The 17,404-nt window shown below is 33.9% G+C and carries 9 protein-coding genes and 1 tRNA gene; 1 reads left to right on the plus strand and 9 read right to left on the minus strand.

Annotated elements, in window-relative coordinates:
* Positions 1-851: 851 nt before the first annotated feature.
* Positions 852-925: transfer RNA gene (locus HMPREF3265_RS08645), tRNA-Arg, on the plus strand.
* A 384-nt stretch (positions 926-1,309) separates the two neighbouring features.
* On the opposite strand, the gene HMPREF3265_RS08650 is transcribed toward HMPREF3265_RS08645, so the two are convergent.
* The 9 genes from HMPREF3265_RS08650 to HMPREF3265_RS13050 are packed head-to-tail and all read right to left on the minus strand — an operon-like array spanning position 1,310 to position 17,375.
* Entirely contained in the window at positions 1,310-2,725 is a 1,416-nt protein-coding gene (locus HMPREF3265_RS08650; protein WP_070861389.1) for an N-acetylmuramoyl-L-alanine amidase, read from the minus strand.
* Positions 2,725-2,994: a phage holin gene (locus tag HMPREF3265_RS08655; RefSeq protein ID WP_070861391.1), complete on the minus strand. Its 270-nt coding sequence runs from the start codon at positions 2,992-2,994 to the stop codon at positions 2,725-2,727. Before HMPREF3265_RS08655 ends, HMPREF3265_RS08650 begins: the two co-directional genes overlap by 1 nt.
* 51 nt (positions 2,995-3,045) lie before the next feature.
* Entirely contained in the window at positions 3,046-3,444 is a 399-nt protein-coding gene (locus tag HMPREF3265_RS08660; protein WP_053021451.1) for a hypothetical protein, read from the minus strand.
* A complete protein-coding gene (locus HMPREF3265_RS08665) occupies positions 3,428-3,847 on the minus strand; it encodes a hypothetical protein (RefSeq protein WP_037549617.1) in 420 nt (139 codons plus the stop codon). Before HMPREF3265_RS08665 ends, HMPREF3265_RS08660 begins: the two co-directional genes overlap by 17 nt.
* A gap of 11 nt (positions 3,848-3,858) precedes the next feature.
* Positions 3,859-4,158, minus strand: a complete 300-nt coding sequence (locus HMPREF3265_RS08670) for a hypothetical protein (protein ID WP_037549614.1) — start codon at positions 4,156-4,158, stop codon at positions 3,859-3,861.
* Between the two features lie 43 nt (positions 4,159-4,201).
* Positions 4,202-4,357: a hypothetical protein gene (locus HMPREF3265_RS12625; protein WP_176714878.1), complete on the minus strand. Its 156-nt coding sequence runs from the start codon at positions 4,355-4,357 to the stop codon at positions 4,202-4,204.
* Positions 4,335-9,314 carry a phage tail spike protein gene (locus HMPREF3265_RS12970; RefSeq protein ID WP_070861394.1) on the minus strand — a complete coding sequence of 1,660 codons (4,980 nt, stop codon included), beginning with the start codon at positions 9,312-9,314 and terminating at the stop codon, positions 4,335-4,337. Before HMPREF3265_RS12970 ends, HMPREF3265_RS12625 begins: the two co-directional genes overlap by 23 nt.
* Before the next feature lie 15 nt (positions 9,315-9,329).
* Positions 9,330-10,820 carry a phage distal tail protein gene (locus HMPREF3265_RS08680; RefSeq protein WP_070861397.1) on the minus strand — a complete coding sequence of 497 codons (1,491 nt, stop codon included), beginning with the start codon at positions 10,818-10,820 and terminating at the stop codon, positions 9,330-9,332.
* Positions 10,821-17,375: a phage tail tape measure protein gene (locus HMPREF3265_RS13050; RefSeq protein WP_070861398.1), complete on the minus strand. Its 6,555-nt coding sequence runs from the start codon at positions 17,373-17,375 to the stop codon at positions 10,821-10,823.
* Between the last annotated feature and the right edge of the window lie 29 nt (positions 17,376-17,404).

Raw genomic sequence — 17,404 nt, forward strand, 5'->3', positions numbered from 1 at the left:
CTTGTACTAATTTTGACATTTAAATCGCTCCATTTCTTTTTATTTAAAGTATTTAAATCTTAATGTATAAAATTCAATAGATACATTAAGCTATTTCTTAAAACCAAAAACGATTAATTGGTAAGTTTTTGTTTACCTATCGTTTTGTTACTTATACTATATAGTGATTTATGCTATTTGCGTTCTATCTTTCTTAACTTATAAATTAGACATCAAAACTGTAGACCTTTGATTACATAAAACACACTTAGGCATTCAAATATGTTGTGCAAAATCTGACAATTCTGCAAACGTTTACAAGACCTTTACATTAGCTTTATATTTCTTTAAAATTCACCTTGTTTTATAAACCCTTTAACCTACTTAGAGACCATTGCAAGTCAAGGATTCTCATTACAACCATTTATCTAAACAGACAAGTGAATATACTCTAGTCCTTTTCAACTATTTAATTAATCGTAATGTTAGTCATTGCAATTTTATTAATTTCTGTATTTCACTATTTATCATGATACTTTTATTTTGTAATTGGATTGAGTATATGAATAATAGATGAGAATAATTTCAACACTTAGGATCTATTTATTACTTTATTCATTCATAGATGTTTATAGTTTGTTCATAGTTGTTTATAATGCCTCCCATTGGTTCTATATATTTGATTACTTCTGCGTCCATATGGCTTGAAGATATTCATTCAATTGCTCGACTTTATGTCTTATTGCACTTGCACATAATCGATATGAGTTACAAATACACATAATTAGTGAAAAATATAAACTTTTTTTATATTAAAGCTATTGCTAAATAAGGTTTCTTTAGCTATAATTATTCTTGTGTTAAAAATTCATGTCCTGGTAGCTCAGCTGGATAGAGCAATGGCCTTCTAAGCCATCGGTCGGGGGTTCGAATCCCTCCCAGGACGCTAATAAGCGAAAATTAAACACTTTTCGAAATCAAGAATCCCATAGCGACGGGGTTCTTTTTATTTTGCCTATTAATAACACACCATATAAAACGAATTTTTAGGGACTTTTTAGGGACCCGAGTCCCTAAATAAAAAACCACGCTCGTAAGAACGTGGTCAGTAGAATATAGTATTTGCCTCTTAAAATATAAAACTGTTAATCATCATAACTATCACAAATTGAGTATATTTATTATAACATAAAAATAAGGCAACCGTCAGTAACAGTTACCTCAAGTACACTCCGCAGATATGTACCGCAATTTCAATTTAATTATAACATAAAAAAAGAGGGTAGCCATAGTGACTACCCTTGTGTAATGTCGTGGTAATTTAATTATATCATTTCCAATCTATCTTGCCCCAGTATTTCTCATTTTTGATTTTTTGTTGTTTATCTGTAATTTTACAAACAGCGCAATAGAAATCTTTTTTGCTTGAACCGGGTGCTTGATATTTAAAACGAAGCCACCAATATCCATCTTTTTTAATAACTTGGTCGAATTCAACCCAATCTGTCTTTCCGTATAACCACGAGCCGCTTTCAACAACAGTACCATTGATACCCGGCGACCTTCTAACTCTAATACCACTTTTAGGTGCGTTAGGATAGAAAATGCCTCCCCAGTTCCATGTTGTCTTTTTGCTGGAAGGTTTGCTCTTAGGTGCATTGATTTGTCTACCATTGATAGCCTCTGCAATTCGCTTAGTAAAACTGTTGATGTTCTTAGTGATATAGTCCATGTCTTTTTTACTAGTGATGAAACCTAACTCGATTAATCTATAATTTAAATTAAGTTGACCTGTAACGTTAGCATTTAATAAATCGTTTCTAGGTGTCACACCTCTAATTTTACCTACTGTTTTACCTAATGCACTAGATAACGCCTTGTCAATATCATCTGCCGGGAACTTATTACTGACAATTACGTGACCTCCACTGGCTTGTGGACTAGCAGCATCTAAGTGGAACTCTACAATTACATCTGGTTTCACGTTCTTTTTAACCCAATACAAACCATAATCTGAATAGTTACCTACACGTTGTCCGTATAATGTGTCTTGATACAAGTCTTGGTTCATTGATTTGCCACCGTATAAAACAACGTTATTACCTACACTTTCAAGATACTTCTTGATTCTAGGTATAATCTCTTTTCTGTTAAAGTCACGCTCATTATATCCATTTGCTACTGCACCCGGATCGTTTGAATAAGCACCTTTACCATGTCCAGCTACAAGTAATATTTTCTTACCTTTCTTAGCTTTCGCTTTCTTAACTGGCTTAGTTTTGCTTTTAATTTTGTTTTTAGTCGTTGCTTTAGCATAGAACGGTCTAATAAACCACATAGGGAAGTCGTAACCATGTGTGCGTCTTGTTGTTACTTCTGGAGGTGTCCAATATGCACCACCCAACCAATTTTGCTCAAGTATCTTTATAGAGTTGGAAGTAGCAGAGACGACGATACCAACGTGGCCATAACCCTCGCCATAATTTCTATTGAAAATTACAACATCTCCGGGTTTAGCTAAGAATGATAATGTATTTTCATAAACAGTAGCTTCACCAGTAAAATTGTTCCATGTCGGAATATCCGCAGCGCCTACACCTTTTAAAGTATGACCGAATAGGTACAACCAATATTGGTTGGCTACATCAAAGCACTGGTAGCCATACGCTCTGTCCGGGTTCCACGCTTTACCTTCAAGCGATTTCAAATAACGAATAGCTTGTTTATACGTTCTAACAGATACCATTAAAAATCATCTCCATTCATTCTAGGTGCAGCACCTGTTGTGTCTGTACCCGCTTTAACTTCACGCAATTTTTGTTGCCCTTTTTGTGCTGCATGAGAAAAATTATTATTCTTCCACCAAGTCCACAAGGAAACTGCACCAGTAATAATAGAACTGATAGTCACTTCGTCTACTGGAATAGGGGATATATGTTTCGTAGCTAAAAATTGGTTAACCCAAGCTAAAATAAATACTATTGTTCTAACGATTGAACCTACATCTGTTTTCATGTATACACTCCTTTTAGTTAAAATAAAAAGTCGACACATAAAAGCGCCGACTTAAAAGAATGCAGCTGCAAAACCTAATGCTCCGACAAGTACCGAAGCAATACCGCTGATAATTGCAACTATAATCTTTACGTTATAACCTTGTTTTTCTTTAATGACTTCACTAAACGTTTCAAGTTGTTTGCTATGATCCTTAACTTGATACTTAACATCAGTGAACTCTCTGCCAAAGTTGCTCATTGTATCTGAGAGTTTTTCCAAATGTTTTTCTGAGCGTTCTTGACTTTCAAATGCTTGTTTTTGATAGATGATTTGTTTATCTACCTTATTATTTAAATCTTTCAATTCACTTGTGTGTCGTTTATCATTCTCATCTATTTTATGATAAATTTCCCTGTTATTATCGATAAATTCTTCTCTTAAGACGAAACGTTCATCTTTTTCTTGCAACGTCAGCACCCCCGTTAAAAGCAATCAACGCATTAATCATCGCTAAGGTTGCAAACTGTACTGGAGTTAACCAATTAATCGCATTAAATATACTTGCAGAAGTTAATAAAAAATAATAAATAGCGTTGCCACTTCCACCTACAATTAACAAGAAATTAAATTTATTGCTTATTTGTTGTTTAGGTAAGAATACAGGTGCAAGAATGATAAACAAACTAAAAATCATGCCTAGAACGCCCCATAACCAAATAGGCATGACTTGATGAAGTGTTATATAGAAGTCGCTATCGCTTAATACAGTGCTTTGTTCTTTAGTCCAAAAGAAACCTCTTTCAAACATGAGTAGACCAAAACCGAAAATAAAGATAGCTAACACTTTGTAATTAAATGAATTTTCTTTCACATTTTCAACTCCTATTCTGCGTCAGTTTCAGTTGTTTCTTCCACGTACTCTAGTGAAGTTGTTAACTTTACTGGTTTAACTGTCACTTTTTCACTAATAATACCGAACTCATAATTTAATTCATTTAGACTATTTAAACGACTAGCAAGCGCTTTAACTTTATCTAAATCATCAAATTTAGTTGCGATATTCACATTATTAGTTGGGTAGAATTGACCTCTAAAGTCATTATCTAAAACAGCTTCTTCTCCTTTTTCATTCACTTGTACTAAGATATAACTTTCTGTGTTTTTTACGATTTCATTTGCCATAATAATTTCCTCCTAAAATTTGGTATAAAAATAGTGCTAAAGGTTACTCTCCTTCAGCACTTACAGTATCTTTATTTTCTTGTTCTGATTGCTCTCTAATTACTGCTCTTAACATTGCATTTTCTTGTGAAAGTTTAGCGTTTTGAGTAACTAACTCCTCAATAACATAATTTGGATTAGCTTGTAATTGGTTGTTCATTTAATTGTTCCTCCAGTGTATTTATTTTTTCGTTTAATTGTTGTATTGCTCTTAACGCCCAAGATAGCATTTCGTTAGTATTCACACCACTATTAAAAACAAATTCTACCGGAATGTCGTAGCCGTCGCCAATTACTGGTCCGTGATGTATTATTTCTTTTTCATCATCGTTGTATTTGTAACTATATAGCTGCAATTCGTTAGAAATAACATTTAATGCGTCATAGTCCCATTTTTTAATATCATGCTTAAATTCAGCGCTAGACGCTTTTATAAAGTCACTCGCTCTGACTGGTTTGAACCCTGTATTTCCACCGTTATAACGTAAGTTGTTAGTTACCCATAGTTCATTGGTAGATACTCCAATATAAAAGTTTTGTCCAGTATTTACACGAACTGAATTTGCTTGTATATCGTCGCACTGCAAATCTTTGTATTTAGGGCTTCCATTATTATATCCATTATAATCAGTTATTCTTAGTTTGCCTTCTTTCGGGTCTACTAAAGCATATAAATTGTTATTTTTAGCCCACCAATCTCCTAATAAATTACGAGCATAAAAATCTCCAGTACCAATATTACCGTCTTTATCAGTTGCGTAGATGTATCTTGATTTAGGCGATTTATCAAATCGTATTCCAGAACCAAAACTATAAGACGCTGGCGCTTTTTCTACTAATTCAGTTATTGTTCCATAAGATAAAACGCCGTCTGTATCTGCGACGCTGTCATTCAGTTTAGTCCAAAATCTAAATTCATTTGTACCTGCACGATTGTTTTTCATTGGTCTAATATAAACGGAACTTGTTTCACTCTCAATGTTTACAGTGGCATTGGCGTCTAACACAATACGGTTGCGTTCAGAATTTAAGGCGATTGCACCACCCGCACTATTTAGCGTTACACCTCTAACACTGTTAGTAGGCGAATAAGTATAATCAAAGAATTGTAATGTACCAGACGCCTCGCTACTATCTCCGTCTATATATGTTGATATACCAAAGTCAGAATAATAAAGCGAACGATTTTGGTTATTGTTTCTAAAACGTAAAAAACCTCCTTGCGCTCGCATAAATACATTATCTTTTTGAGTGTTTCCTCTAAAAGTACGTTGGAACGTACCAGCCATTTCGATTTTATCTTGACTTAAATAAATATAATTCGTACTGTCGCCACCACGTATGCCAACTTTGTTTACATCAATGTCTAAGCCTTCTGGACTTAAATTTAAACGGTTGATAATTTCATCTTTACCTACTTTGTCATTTACACGATTAGCCATAACATTAAAATCTTTATTAACCGTAATATCTACTTTATCGCCTCTAAGTTGGATACCATTTCTATCCATTGTATATGATTGGATATTACCGTTTTCATCGTAGCTTAAATTTATTCCCTTAGTTGTTGCTGATATTTCTGCAATAACTTGAGATAACGTTTTACGACTAGCATTGAACTTTTGTTCATCAACTTTTAACGCTATTTTATCGCCATTTTGAGTGATTGATGTTTCTAGTTTAGTCATGGCTACGTCATTAGATCGTTTATAATCGTCTGTGTAATTTTTAGCGTTTGTTTCAGCTTGTTGTATATCATTTTTTACATCTTCATTAGCCGGCGCCCAACCTGTAACCTTGTCGCCTTCAACTAGGATAGCTTTTTCGATTGTTACATTTAAATCTACGTTAGATTGTCCTGCTACATCTTTATAAATTAAAAATTGTGTGCTTTCAGCTTGTGCTGTAAACGTATAAATAATTTTACCGTCTTTAATATCTACTGTATCTCTTGTTCCTGAAGGGCTATATGGATAAACGCTAGTTTTGCCACTTTGTCTTTCATCAGTAGTAACAACATCCGCTTTTAAAGTATAAGTTTCACCTACTTCTAGTGGGTGTAATAAATAATATCTTATATAAGAAAAACCTTCTCCGTTAGATCCATCACTTCTTCTTTCACTATCTAACAGTAAGTTCTCGCTTCCAATATTTAAATTGTTGATTTGATTGTCTGTATAGTTCTCTGTTTCTTTTTTTATGTTATCTGTATAATTTTTAGCGTCAGAAATACCACTCTCAAATTTAGTTAAAGTAACTTTGTCTGTGATTTCATTTGAAAGTTGTTTTCTTTCACTATCAGCATTATCTAATCTTTGAACTATATTATCTTTATCCAAAGTATAATCTTGTTTTGATACCTTACTTTCTATTTGTGTAGGTAAGATGTCGAGTGTGGCTTTATTATTTTGGACTGTTGTTTCTAAAGGTGTAAGACGTCCGTCAACACCTTTCAATTTTTGCTCTACATCATCACTTTTAGCCATTGCACTAATTTGACTATCTAATTCTGTGATGTTTGTTTCGTTAGTAGTTACGCGTGTTGTGATAGGCTTTAACTGATTAGATGTGTTTTGGTTTGCTGCCTCTTGCGCCTCTTGTGCTTTTTGCTCTGCGTATTTTTTTGCTTCATCGCGTTTGGCTATTGCATCAGCTATTGCTCGTTTTTCTTCATCTGATACTTTTCCGTCAGCGTATGCTTTTAATTGCGTTTCTTTCAGATTATCCTGTGCATCTGCATATGCTTTAGCAGCATTTTCTGAGTCTTGTTGTGCTTGTTGTGTTTGTCTTTGTAAATCTTCTGGTGCTTGTGCATAGTCGCCTATTTTATTTCCCTTCACCAGAATTGTGTTTTTAAATGTAGTATCTAACTTATCAGATGATTGTCCCGCAATATCTTTATACAATAATATTCTTTCACTAGGCACTTTTGGTTTAAAAGTTAATTTAATTTTATTGTCGATTATCGGAACATTTATTAGACCATTATCTGGGAAATAACCTCTAATTGACACTTTTCCACTTTGTTCAGGAGATGTAGTATAAACTTCACTCAATATAGTATAATCTTCGCCTACTTCTAAAGGTTGCGTTAGAAAATATGTTATATAAGCGTGAGTATCATTAATAATACTATCGCTACGTTCCTCTGAATTTAACAGTAAATTTCTAGTGCCAATATTCAAACCATCAATTTTACTTTCGACACTTTTAACACTTGTACTGATTTCATTTTTTGCTATATTTACTTTACTATCAACACTATTATTCAAACGTTTTTCTAATTCTTTTATATTACCGTCGTAATAATCTTGCAGTGTTTGTCTTAAATTATTTAGTTCTTCCTTATTAGGAATATCTGCATATAACTGTTGGTTTTCACTATCCCAACGACCATTAGGTAACGTTTGAGCTATTTTATCCATAGCGTCATTGAATTTCTCATCAGTATATTGTGATTGAAGTAATTTCAAACGTCTATCAATAGAAAATTTAGCCTCAGTAACATATTTATATAATGTTTGTAGCTTTTCTCTATATACTGTAAATAAAGTTTGTGTATCAACTAATTTTCCTATTGTAGCTGTATCTTCATCCATGCTATCTAAATTTGTCTTGATATTTTGATACACACTGTCTACATCTGATAATGCTTGATTTAAGTTTGCTTTCAAATCATCATCAACAAGATACTCATTATTTAACACATCGTACACATCATTTTGTAACTTACTGTGTTGAATAGTTAAATTGATGAAACTATTGTTTAAATCTCGATACATCACTTGCTCACGTCTTAAACCACCGATTTTTTCTACATCATCAGCTGTTTGAGTTATCCATTTACCATTCCAGTAACGACGTAGTACTGCAACGTCAGGATTAGACGTGTCGTACCATAATGTATCATTTTGTGGATTTTCTGGTGGCTCTGCACCTTTAAATATCTTACGTTCGTAGTATTCCATTTCCCCAGCTACAACATCACTCACGATTGTGTTTACGTTGGAAATATTATCATTAAGTTTTTTAGTAATTTCATCAAGTTTCCTAGTAAAGAACTCTCTTAGTTTGGTTTCTTCGTATTCAATGACATTGCCAAAAGTAAATTCACTTTCATCTGCTAGCCAGTTGTACTTAATACCTATAACTTCTGCTTCTATATATAACGGTGGTCTGAAATCTCTATCTTTTACCCTTACGATATCTCTAAGATGTACTGTTACATCGTTATAATATTTATGAATATCAGTGGAAGAAACTTCATAACTTATCGCTGCTTGGTTACGTTTGTTGAGTTCTGTTTTAGCAAGTGTGGTCAAACGTTTAAGTGTCATATTCTCATCGTTACTTTCAGGCTCATATACATCCCAAATATAACGATTAGGAAGTCCGAAAATCTCTTGTGCTTCATCATCTACTACAACAGTTTCAATTCTTGAGCCATCTTCTTTTTCAGGACCAACTGCAAGTAAAGCAGTTTTCACTTCAGATAGATCAATCGTTCTTGTCATACCTGTTAAGTCTTTACCTTTAGTAATTTCCTTACCTTTGAATAAGTTTTTAGGTTTAGTAATTGATACATAACGATGTTCGACAGTATGTGCGCCTAATTCAATATAAAAACTAGGGACCATGTCGTAAGTAGTACAAAGCATGTAAATTAATTCAAACGGGTTAGTATGAGAAGTCCATGATGTTGTTCTATTACCACCATATTCTGTATCATCAGATACTTTCCAACCTGTATCAGCAAGTGTTTTAAGTAACGCTTGTGTTGTTGTATGTGCTTCAAATTTACCAGGTTTAATAGGTTTAGCTGTTTTCAAATCTTCTAAATAACTAGCATTACATTCGATTTCAGTTGTACCGTCAAAGTTATCTGCAATGTGGATAATAATAAATTCTCTGAATATACCGTTGTTGTCTTGAGCGATAATTCGATTACGTTCTCTCAGTTTCTCTGCTCGAGTATTTTCAATCGTAAAATCAAAGGTTTCTGTTTTTTCTTCTACATTCATACTCATTTCAGCATTAATCAATGCACCATCACTTTGACTAATGAAGTCAATGATGTTGTCATTAAAATCAAGTACATGTATTCCTACATTCTTCACTTTTTCACCTCCAATCTATAAAAATCTGTCTTGCCAATATACTGTCGTGTCATATGTGTTTTCTGGATAAATCATACATTCATTCATCCCTTTATTTATATTGAAGAAGTCACTACCAAATGTTTTTAAATCGAGTGCAGGCTCTTCATTAATTGTCACTGTCTTTTCTTCCATATTGATATTAATCAAATCGCCTTTTTTAATGATTAAATTTCTTGCTTTAGGTGGTTTAGGTAATATTTCATGATTATAACTACCTAAAATTGTTGTAGGCATATGATAGTTACTACCATTTTTAGCAATGTAAATACTTACTGATGATATAGGTCGTTGATAGAAGTTTCCTGCATCCACAAATACTTTTTCAGTCACATCTACTGGTGTAATTCGTTTAGGATAGTCCACTTCATCATATTTCCATGTTTTTATATAGAACTTATCTCCAATACGTTTTAAACGCATATAAATTACTATATGTTTCCATGTATAAAACTTAGGTGCGTTTGTATAACTGTATATCTTCTTTTGATTACCGTTTTGGTCGAATAGTGTTACATAGATTGTTCCGATGTTTTGCGTTGCTCTAGGGTTGCTATAACCAATAGAAGCAATCACACGGTTATCTGTGTCATATATATACTGTGTTGCATGTGTTGCACCTTTTTTACCTTGATTAACGTGTATTTTAACTGTCGAACTAAAATCTTGAGTACTTTTACCGAATGAGTGCTTATATTCTGCACCATTCCATCCACTTGTACTTGTAATACTACTTTCATTGAGCATAAAAGCGTCTTTTGAAGAACTCATTGTCATAGCACCACCAACTGTTCCGCCAGTTACATTGTCGTTAATAGTACCGTTAGTGACTTTAGTCCATCCAAAGAAAGAACGCATCTCATCATTAAATAAAGTTGGTGTATAATCTTCGACTTTCTTATCTAAATCATCATCGCCAATCATGAAATAATCTTCATTATTCTTGGTGATAGAGAAGTAACTCGAATTCTTTAATGCTGTTGCTTGCACAATAATAGGACTGTCTGCTGTTCCTGTACTTACCACTGAAACTTGGTCAGAAATAGCTGTGTTTTTAGTACCTTCTACTGCGTATTTGTAAGGATCAGTTAAAACTACATTAATACTGAATTGCCAAAAATTTCTATTATACTTTTCTAATTCAATAGGTCCTTCAAAGTAAGCGTTCCAGTACCAGTTTTGTGATTTAAATTGGAGTGGTACTGAACGATCATAGTCAAAAAACTTAACAAGTTCATTCAACACATCATCATGAGTTTTAGTACCACCAGATGAAAGATAATCGTTTCTGATGATTAGTGGAAGTTCGAATTTATATTCTTTAAGTTTTCTTTGTTTAACTACACTTCCACTTCTACCTAATACTTCTTCAGTTTCAATACCAAAATTAAAAGAGGGTATTTTAAACCCTCTTTCAACTACTAACCATGGAAGTGTTTTGTTATTAACTTTTATAGTATCAATCAATTATGTGACCTCCCCTGGTTTAAATCTTGATTTTCTTTGTTTTTGTCTATTGTATTTATCAATAGAATTAAAAACTTGTTGTTCATGTGTATATTTATCAATCGTTGGTTCAAAGTTTTTATCTGCAATCGTTTGATTACTTGTCACAATTTGAGTTAATAAAGCAATTTGTTGTTGTTGTGCTTGTAGCATTTGTAACAACACATCATTATCGTTACTTCCACTTGGTTTAGGCAATGAATTAGGTCGTTTATTACCTCTAGTGCTACTTTTTCTATCAATATCTTGTGCAGCAAGTGCCAACATCTTCATAGCATCATTGTGTCTAGATGGATCAGTTGGAATTACCCACTCAGGATAACCACCTTCTGCTATGTTGTACCAACCAGCAGATTTGATTAAGCCACCAGTGGCGTATTTTTTACGTCTACCAGTTGGACCCCAACCAGTTAAACCACTAGCCATTCTACGTTTCCAGTAAGATAAGTTAGCTCGCCAATCTGTATTGTTGAAAAAAGCAAGTAATTGGTCATAACCGTTTTTAATGTTTTTATGCCCTCTAATTGCGTAACTGTTAAATGAGCCTGGTGTATATTGTAGTAAACCTTGCGCTTCGTTACCGCCACTGTTCACGTCTTTTATGCCTTGTGTAACTCCAGCATTACCACTACTTTCTGTTTGGATAAGTCGAGCAACGTCATTCACATCAGCGTTAGAAACTCTTACTCCTATTGCTTTAGCTGCACGTCGAATATCTGGTTTCCATGCGCTTGCAGATTTAGAAACACTCTTACTACCATTATGTGATTTCAACCATTTAACTGGATCAATAGAATGTCCTGTCATTGAGCCAAAACCGTGTTTGTTCATTTCATAGTGTAAGTGAGGCCCACTACTTGAACCTGTGTTACCAGAAATACCAATAGCATCACCAGGTTTGACATGTTGACCATTTTTAACAAGCCATTTACTTAAATGACCAAAGTAAGCGTCATAAGGTTTTGCTCTTACGATAACATGCTTCCCAAAGCCTGATGCTGTATGTCTTGTCTCAACTTTACCGCCCATCGGCGTTAGGACTTTTTCATAAATATATGGTAAGTCAATACCTGGATGCGCCCAGTTAAACGGATAGCCTGGTGGTGGACCGTTCGGACTGTATCTTGTAGTAATGTTATCAAGATACTTAATAAATCGACCGTCGCCATCGCCACCAGAAACGTCATCTAACCAACCGCCAAATAACGATTTAACGCCTTCTTTTAGTTGTTTCCACATTGCATCCCAAAGCATTTTAGGAATTTCACCATTAACCATGCTAAAGTCAACGCCAAACTCTTTTAGAACTTTATCAACAAGTTTTCCAGGTTTACCAACGTAATCAAGTAAGTCTCCTGCTTTTTCTTTAGCCCATGTTCCTGCAGCACCTAAAGCATCTTTAGAAGTATTAATCATTTTTTTAGCGCCATCTGACAATGATTTCGCTGTTTTCTTAGTACCTTTACCAATATTTTTAGTTTTATCAGTAACATACTTCCATGCTTCTTTAAATGCGCCACCAGCTCCACCTGCACCAGCCATCATTTCTCCAGCATCAAATGTAGGATGATTATGTTTTTTGTGTTTTTTAGCATCTTTAAGCATGCGTTTTCTAACATCGTCTCCACTTGTACCTACGGAAAATTTAGGAATAAACCCTTGATTTTGAAGTTTTTGAGTAGTTTTACCGTTGATAACCTTATCGCCTTTGCTTAATGGAACTATAACATCTCTACCTTTTGGCGCAAAGAGAGAGCCATTTTTACGTTGAATTAACTCTTGATGACCATTTCTACCTTTACCATTGCCCTTACCTTTATCGTTAACTGTAGCTAACGTAGGTCGATTGATTGCACCGTTAGTTATAAAATTTTGTGTATGTGTACTTTCTGTACCTGTAGAAAGTTTAGGTATTTTACTATCTACACCTAATTTACCGCCTACCCAGTTTACAGCACCAATCAATGAGTTCAAACTTTTCTTGACCGCGCTTACCATTCCAGTAATATGACCTTTGATTTTTCCAATAATATTTTTAAGTCCACTATTCATATTATTGAACACGTTTCGAACACTATTCCATAAACCTTTTGCCATATTAACAGTTGTGTTCTTAATATTGCGCCAAGTGTTAGACATGAAGCTTTTGACGCGATTAAAGATATTACGAGTACCTCTATAAAGGTTGTTAAACGTGTTACGAACACCTGTCCATAATGATTTAGCATAGCGAACAGTTGTGTTTTTAATGTTTCGCCATATATTACTCATAAAGTTCTTAACTTTATTAAAAATACTACGCGTTCCTCTTGATAGGCTATTCCACGTCGATTTTACGCCTGACCAAAGACTTTTAGCGAATTTAACAGTTGTGTTCTTAATACTACGCCATACATTAGACATGAATTTTTTTAGTTTATTAAAGATACTGCGTGTTACTTTAGACAAAATGTTCCATGTAGCTTTAATACCGTTCCACAGACTTTTTGCTAATTTAATAACAGTATTTTTTATGTTGCGCCATACACTTAACATAAAGCTTTTCAGTTTATTGAAAATGCTACGCGTTACTTTAGACAAGCTATTAAATATATTTTTAACGCCGTTGCTTAAAGCTTTAGCTAAAGAAACAACTTTATTTTTTATAGAAGTCCAAATCTTATATATAAATTGTTTTAAAGCACTGAAGATTGTATGTGTAATATTCTTAACTGCAGTAAACCATCTTTTCACTCCGCTAAAGATAGCTTTCACTGAATTTACTACAACATTTTTTATTGCATGGAAAACAACGCTTATAAATCGTCGAACTGCACCAAATATTGTTTGAGTTATTGATAAGATTTTTCTGAACACTGTACTAATAATGTTCCATATAAATCTTAAAACATTACCAATGATGGTTTTTACACCATTAAATGATTTACTAATAACCGACTTAAAGAAACCACCAAATATTTTTACAACTTTCAATATTTTTCCGATAAACCATAACTGTATTAAGTTCCAGATTAGAACTAATGCGCCTTTAAATACTTGTTTGACACCTTCCCAAACTAATTTCCACTGACCTGTGAAAATACCTGAGAAGATTTTAACAATGCCTATTATTACATCTAATGCAGCTCTAATAATATTTTTAATATTATTCCAAGTATCTACTATAAGAACTTTAATAAAAGGCCATACAAATTTCATTATGCCTAAAATGATATTCATAGCGCCCTTAATAACTGGAACAAGAACATTCATAAATATCGATTGAACTAAGTTACCTAAATCTCTCAAATTTGGTCCGATCAGTTCTTTAAGATATACAAAAAAGTCAACGAAGAAATTACCGATATTTTTTAACGCTTGTATAACGGTATCACCATTTTCAGTCCAAAAATCTGTTAACTTTTTCCCGATCTCTTTGACAAAATCAAATATAGAATTAAAAGCATCTACAAATAATTGGCGAATTTGTAACAATCTCATCGTTAATTTAGTTGCTGTTTCTTTTGGCATTATCTTTGAAAGTAAATCAAGTGTTGGCAAGAAGTTTCCAGATAATAATTGTTTCATTGCACCGAATATAGATTTCACTACATTCCACATTTTTTTGAAACCGTTAATGACTGGTTCTATTACAGAATTAACAATATTTCTAAATGTTTCTGATTTTTTATAAGCAACTACAAAAGCTGTTCCTATTCCTGCAATAGCTGCAACTGCGATACCAACTGGACCTGTTAATGCAGTCATTAAACCACCAATTAAAGGTATCTTAGTAAGTAGTTGGCCTATCTTAGGTAAAACTCCTTTAATTCCACCATTAAATAGGCTAAAGAACTTAGCCCCACCTTTAGTATCGTTTAACAATTTCATAGCTTCTGAAATACCTACGATGCTATGTGCTAATACACCAGTTGCAACAATGAGCGGAGGTATAGCAACACCTAATAAAGTGAATGCTGCGATTGCTATCTTAGTAGCATTACTTGTCCCTTGTAAGTGTTCGAATAGTCCAGTCAACTTATCTGCTAAGAATGAAACGATAGGTGCAACTGCATCTCCAATTGTTCTAGCAAAGTTGATGAAAGTATTTTTTAACATTTTCAACTTACTACCCATTGTTTCATAACGGATGTTAGCTTCATTAGTTAAAGCGCTATTTTCTTTCCAACCTTCTGAGCCTGTTTTCAGTGCTTTATCTAGAACTTGATGATTGTTAGCCATACGTCTAATTGTATCGGCTTCTCTTATCCCTTTGATACCTACATCATCTAAGGCTTTTAATACACCTTTTGCTCCGCCTTCAGTGTCGCCTAACCCTTTAACGAACATTGATAAAGCTTTACTTGGGTTATTTTCCCAAATTTGCGCAAATTCTTTACCGCTTACACCTGCTGTTTGTGCAAAACTATCTAAAGTGTCGCCACCTTCAGCGACTGCTTTTGTCATCTTATTCCAAATTTGTGTCATTGCTGTGCCGCCGGCTTCCGACTCTATCCCGACGGATGACATTGCAGCACTGACTGACATAATTTCATCAGAACTAAATCCTGCTTGCGCACCAGCACCAGCTAAACGTTGTGCCATGTCAACAATTTCTTTTTCAGTTGTGGCTGTACTGTTACCTAAAGCAACAACGGTTGAACCTAATCTATCTACATCTTTGATTGGCATATTTGCAGCATTAGCAAATCTTGCAAACTCTGTTGCTGCTTCATCTGCAGTAAGGTTAGTAGCAACGCCTAAGTTCATCATTGTTCTAGTGAATGAAGTAATATCTTGTTTCTTGATACCTAGTTGTCCTGCAGCTTCTGCTACACCTGCTATTTCTGTTGCAGCGAATGGCATTGTATTACTCATTTTAGTAATTTCATTGCCCATTTTATTTAATTCGCTACCACTCATATTTGTTGTTTTAGCAACACCCGCTAAAGCTTGTTCCCATTCAATTGATGATTTAATAGCTGTTCCCATACCCGCAACTGCTGGCATAGTCATATAAAGCATTGAAGTAGATCCTACACTTCTCATAGTAGAGCCTACATTTCTAATTGAATCTTTATATTTATTGACACTTTGAATACTTCTGCCAAAGCCAGTTGAAGATAAACGTTCTGCGTTGCGTTGTTCTGTTTCTAATCGTTTATAACTTTGCGTAGTTTGATCTAGTTCGCTCTCAAGTTCATTCATTTTAATTTTTTGTTGAGTGATAGCACTAGATAATTCTCTAGCTTCTTGACTGTCGCGTCCTTGTGCAGTGGCTACATGATTGTATTGTGCAATTAATTCTCTTAACACTACACGTTGCTCTGACATATTAGTTTTAAGAGTGTTTAAATGATTACCATAAGCTTTTACACTTTCTCCTGCACGAGCAAGATTACTTCTTGATAGAGATAGAGTATCGTTAAATTGCGACATCTTCGCTCTGATTTGAGTCATAGAAGAGATGCCTTGTTTTTGTTCCATTTCTAAACGATTATGTGCTTGTGTTGTTTGATTTAATTGAGTATTTAACTCTTTTAATTTCAAACGTTCTTCAGATAACTTTACGTTAAGCTGTTGTGCTTCTTGGCTTGTAGCACCGTATTGTTTTTTAGCAAAGTCATACTGTCTTGATAAATTTTGAACAATAAGTTGCTGTTGTTTCATTCCGTTGTTTAATTCAGAAATACGCGCTTTATATGCTTGTGCAGTTTGCCCACTCATCTTAAATTTATTAGCACTAATTGTTAAAGATTGTGCTACTTGTGACATTTTTTGTCGAATTTCAGACATTGAAGCAGTTAATGTTTTTTGTTCAAATGCAAATCGTTTAGCTTCCATAGTCGTTTTCTTATATTGATTGTCTAGTTGTCCTAAAGTTGCTTTTTCTTGTAAGATTTTCTCTTTTAACTCTAATGCTTCTTTACTCATAACGCCTTGTTCTCTAACAACCTTTTGATAACGAGCTTCTAATACTCTAATTGTATTTTGATGTTTTTGAATAACTGTGTTTAATTGATTTAAATAATTCTTATAACTACTTGTAGATTTTTCTGTACTTTGAAATGCCATATTTGCAATATTAAGTTGACGTTTCATTGTACCTAGAACATCATTAATCTTTTTCATTGAGAAAATTGTTTGTTTAGTCGTTGTACCGAATTGTTTCATCTCTTGTTCAGTTGAATTCAATTGTCGTTGATACATTTGTAATGCTCTATGTTGCTTACTGTATTCTTGACGTAACTTTTCGGCTTCAACACTAGAGCGTTGTTCTTCTAAAGTCATTTTCTTTAACTGATTAGAAATATCTTTCATAGAATTTTCAGTTACATCAATCGCTTTAGTTAATTCTTTCGTTCTTGTTGCATAAGACTGCATGTTTTTCTCTGAGTGTTTGAAATTAGCGTTAGATCTACGCATTTCTGAATCTAACGTTTTGAATTGCGCTCTTATTTGTTTCATTGTACGTTCAATACCAACATCACGCATATTCATTAAGATTGATAAACCTTTAAATCTTGATTCAGCCACTTACTGTCCCTCCTTCCTTATTTAGGTAT

The organism is Staphylococcus sp. HMSC62B09 (genome assembly GCF_001839115.1).
GTDB classification, from domain to species: domain Bacteria; phylum Bacillota; class Bacilli; order Staphylococcales; family Staphylococcaceae; genus Staphylococcus; species Staphylococcus haemolyticus.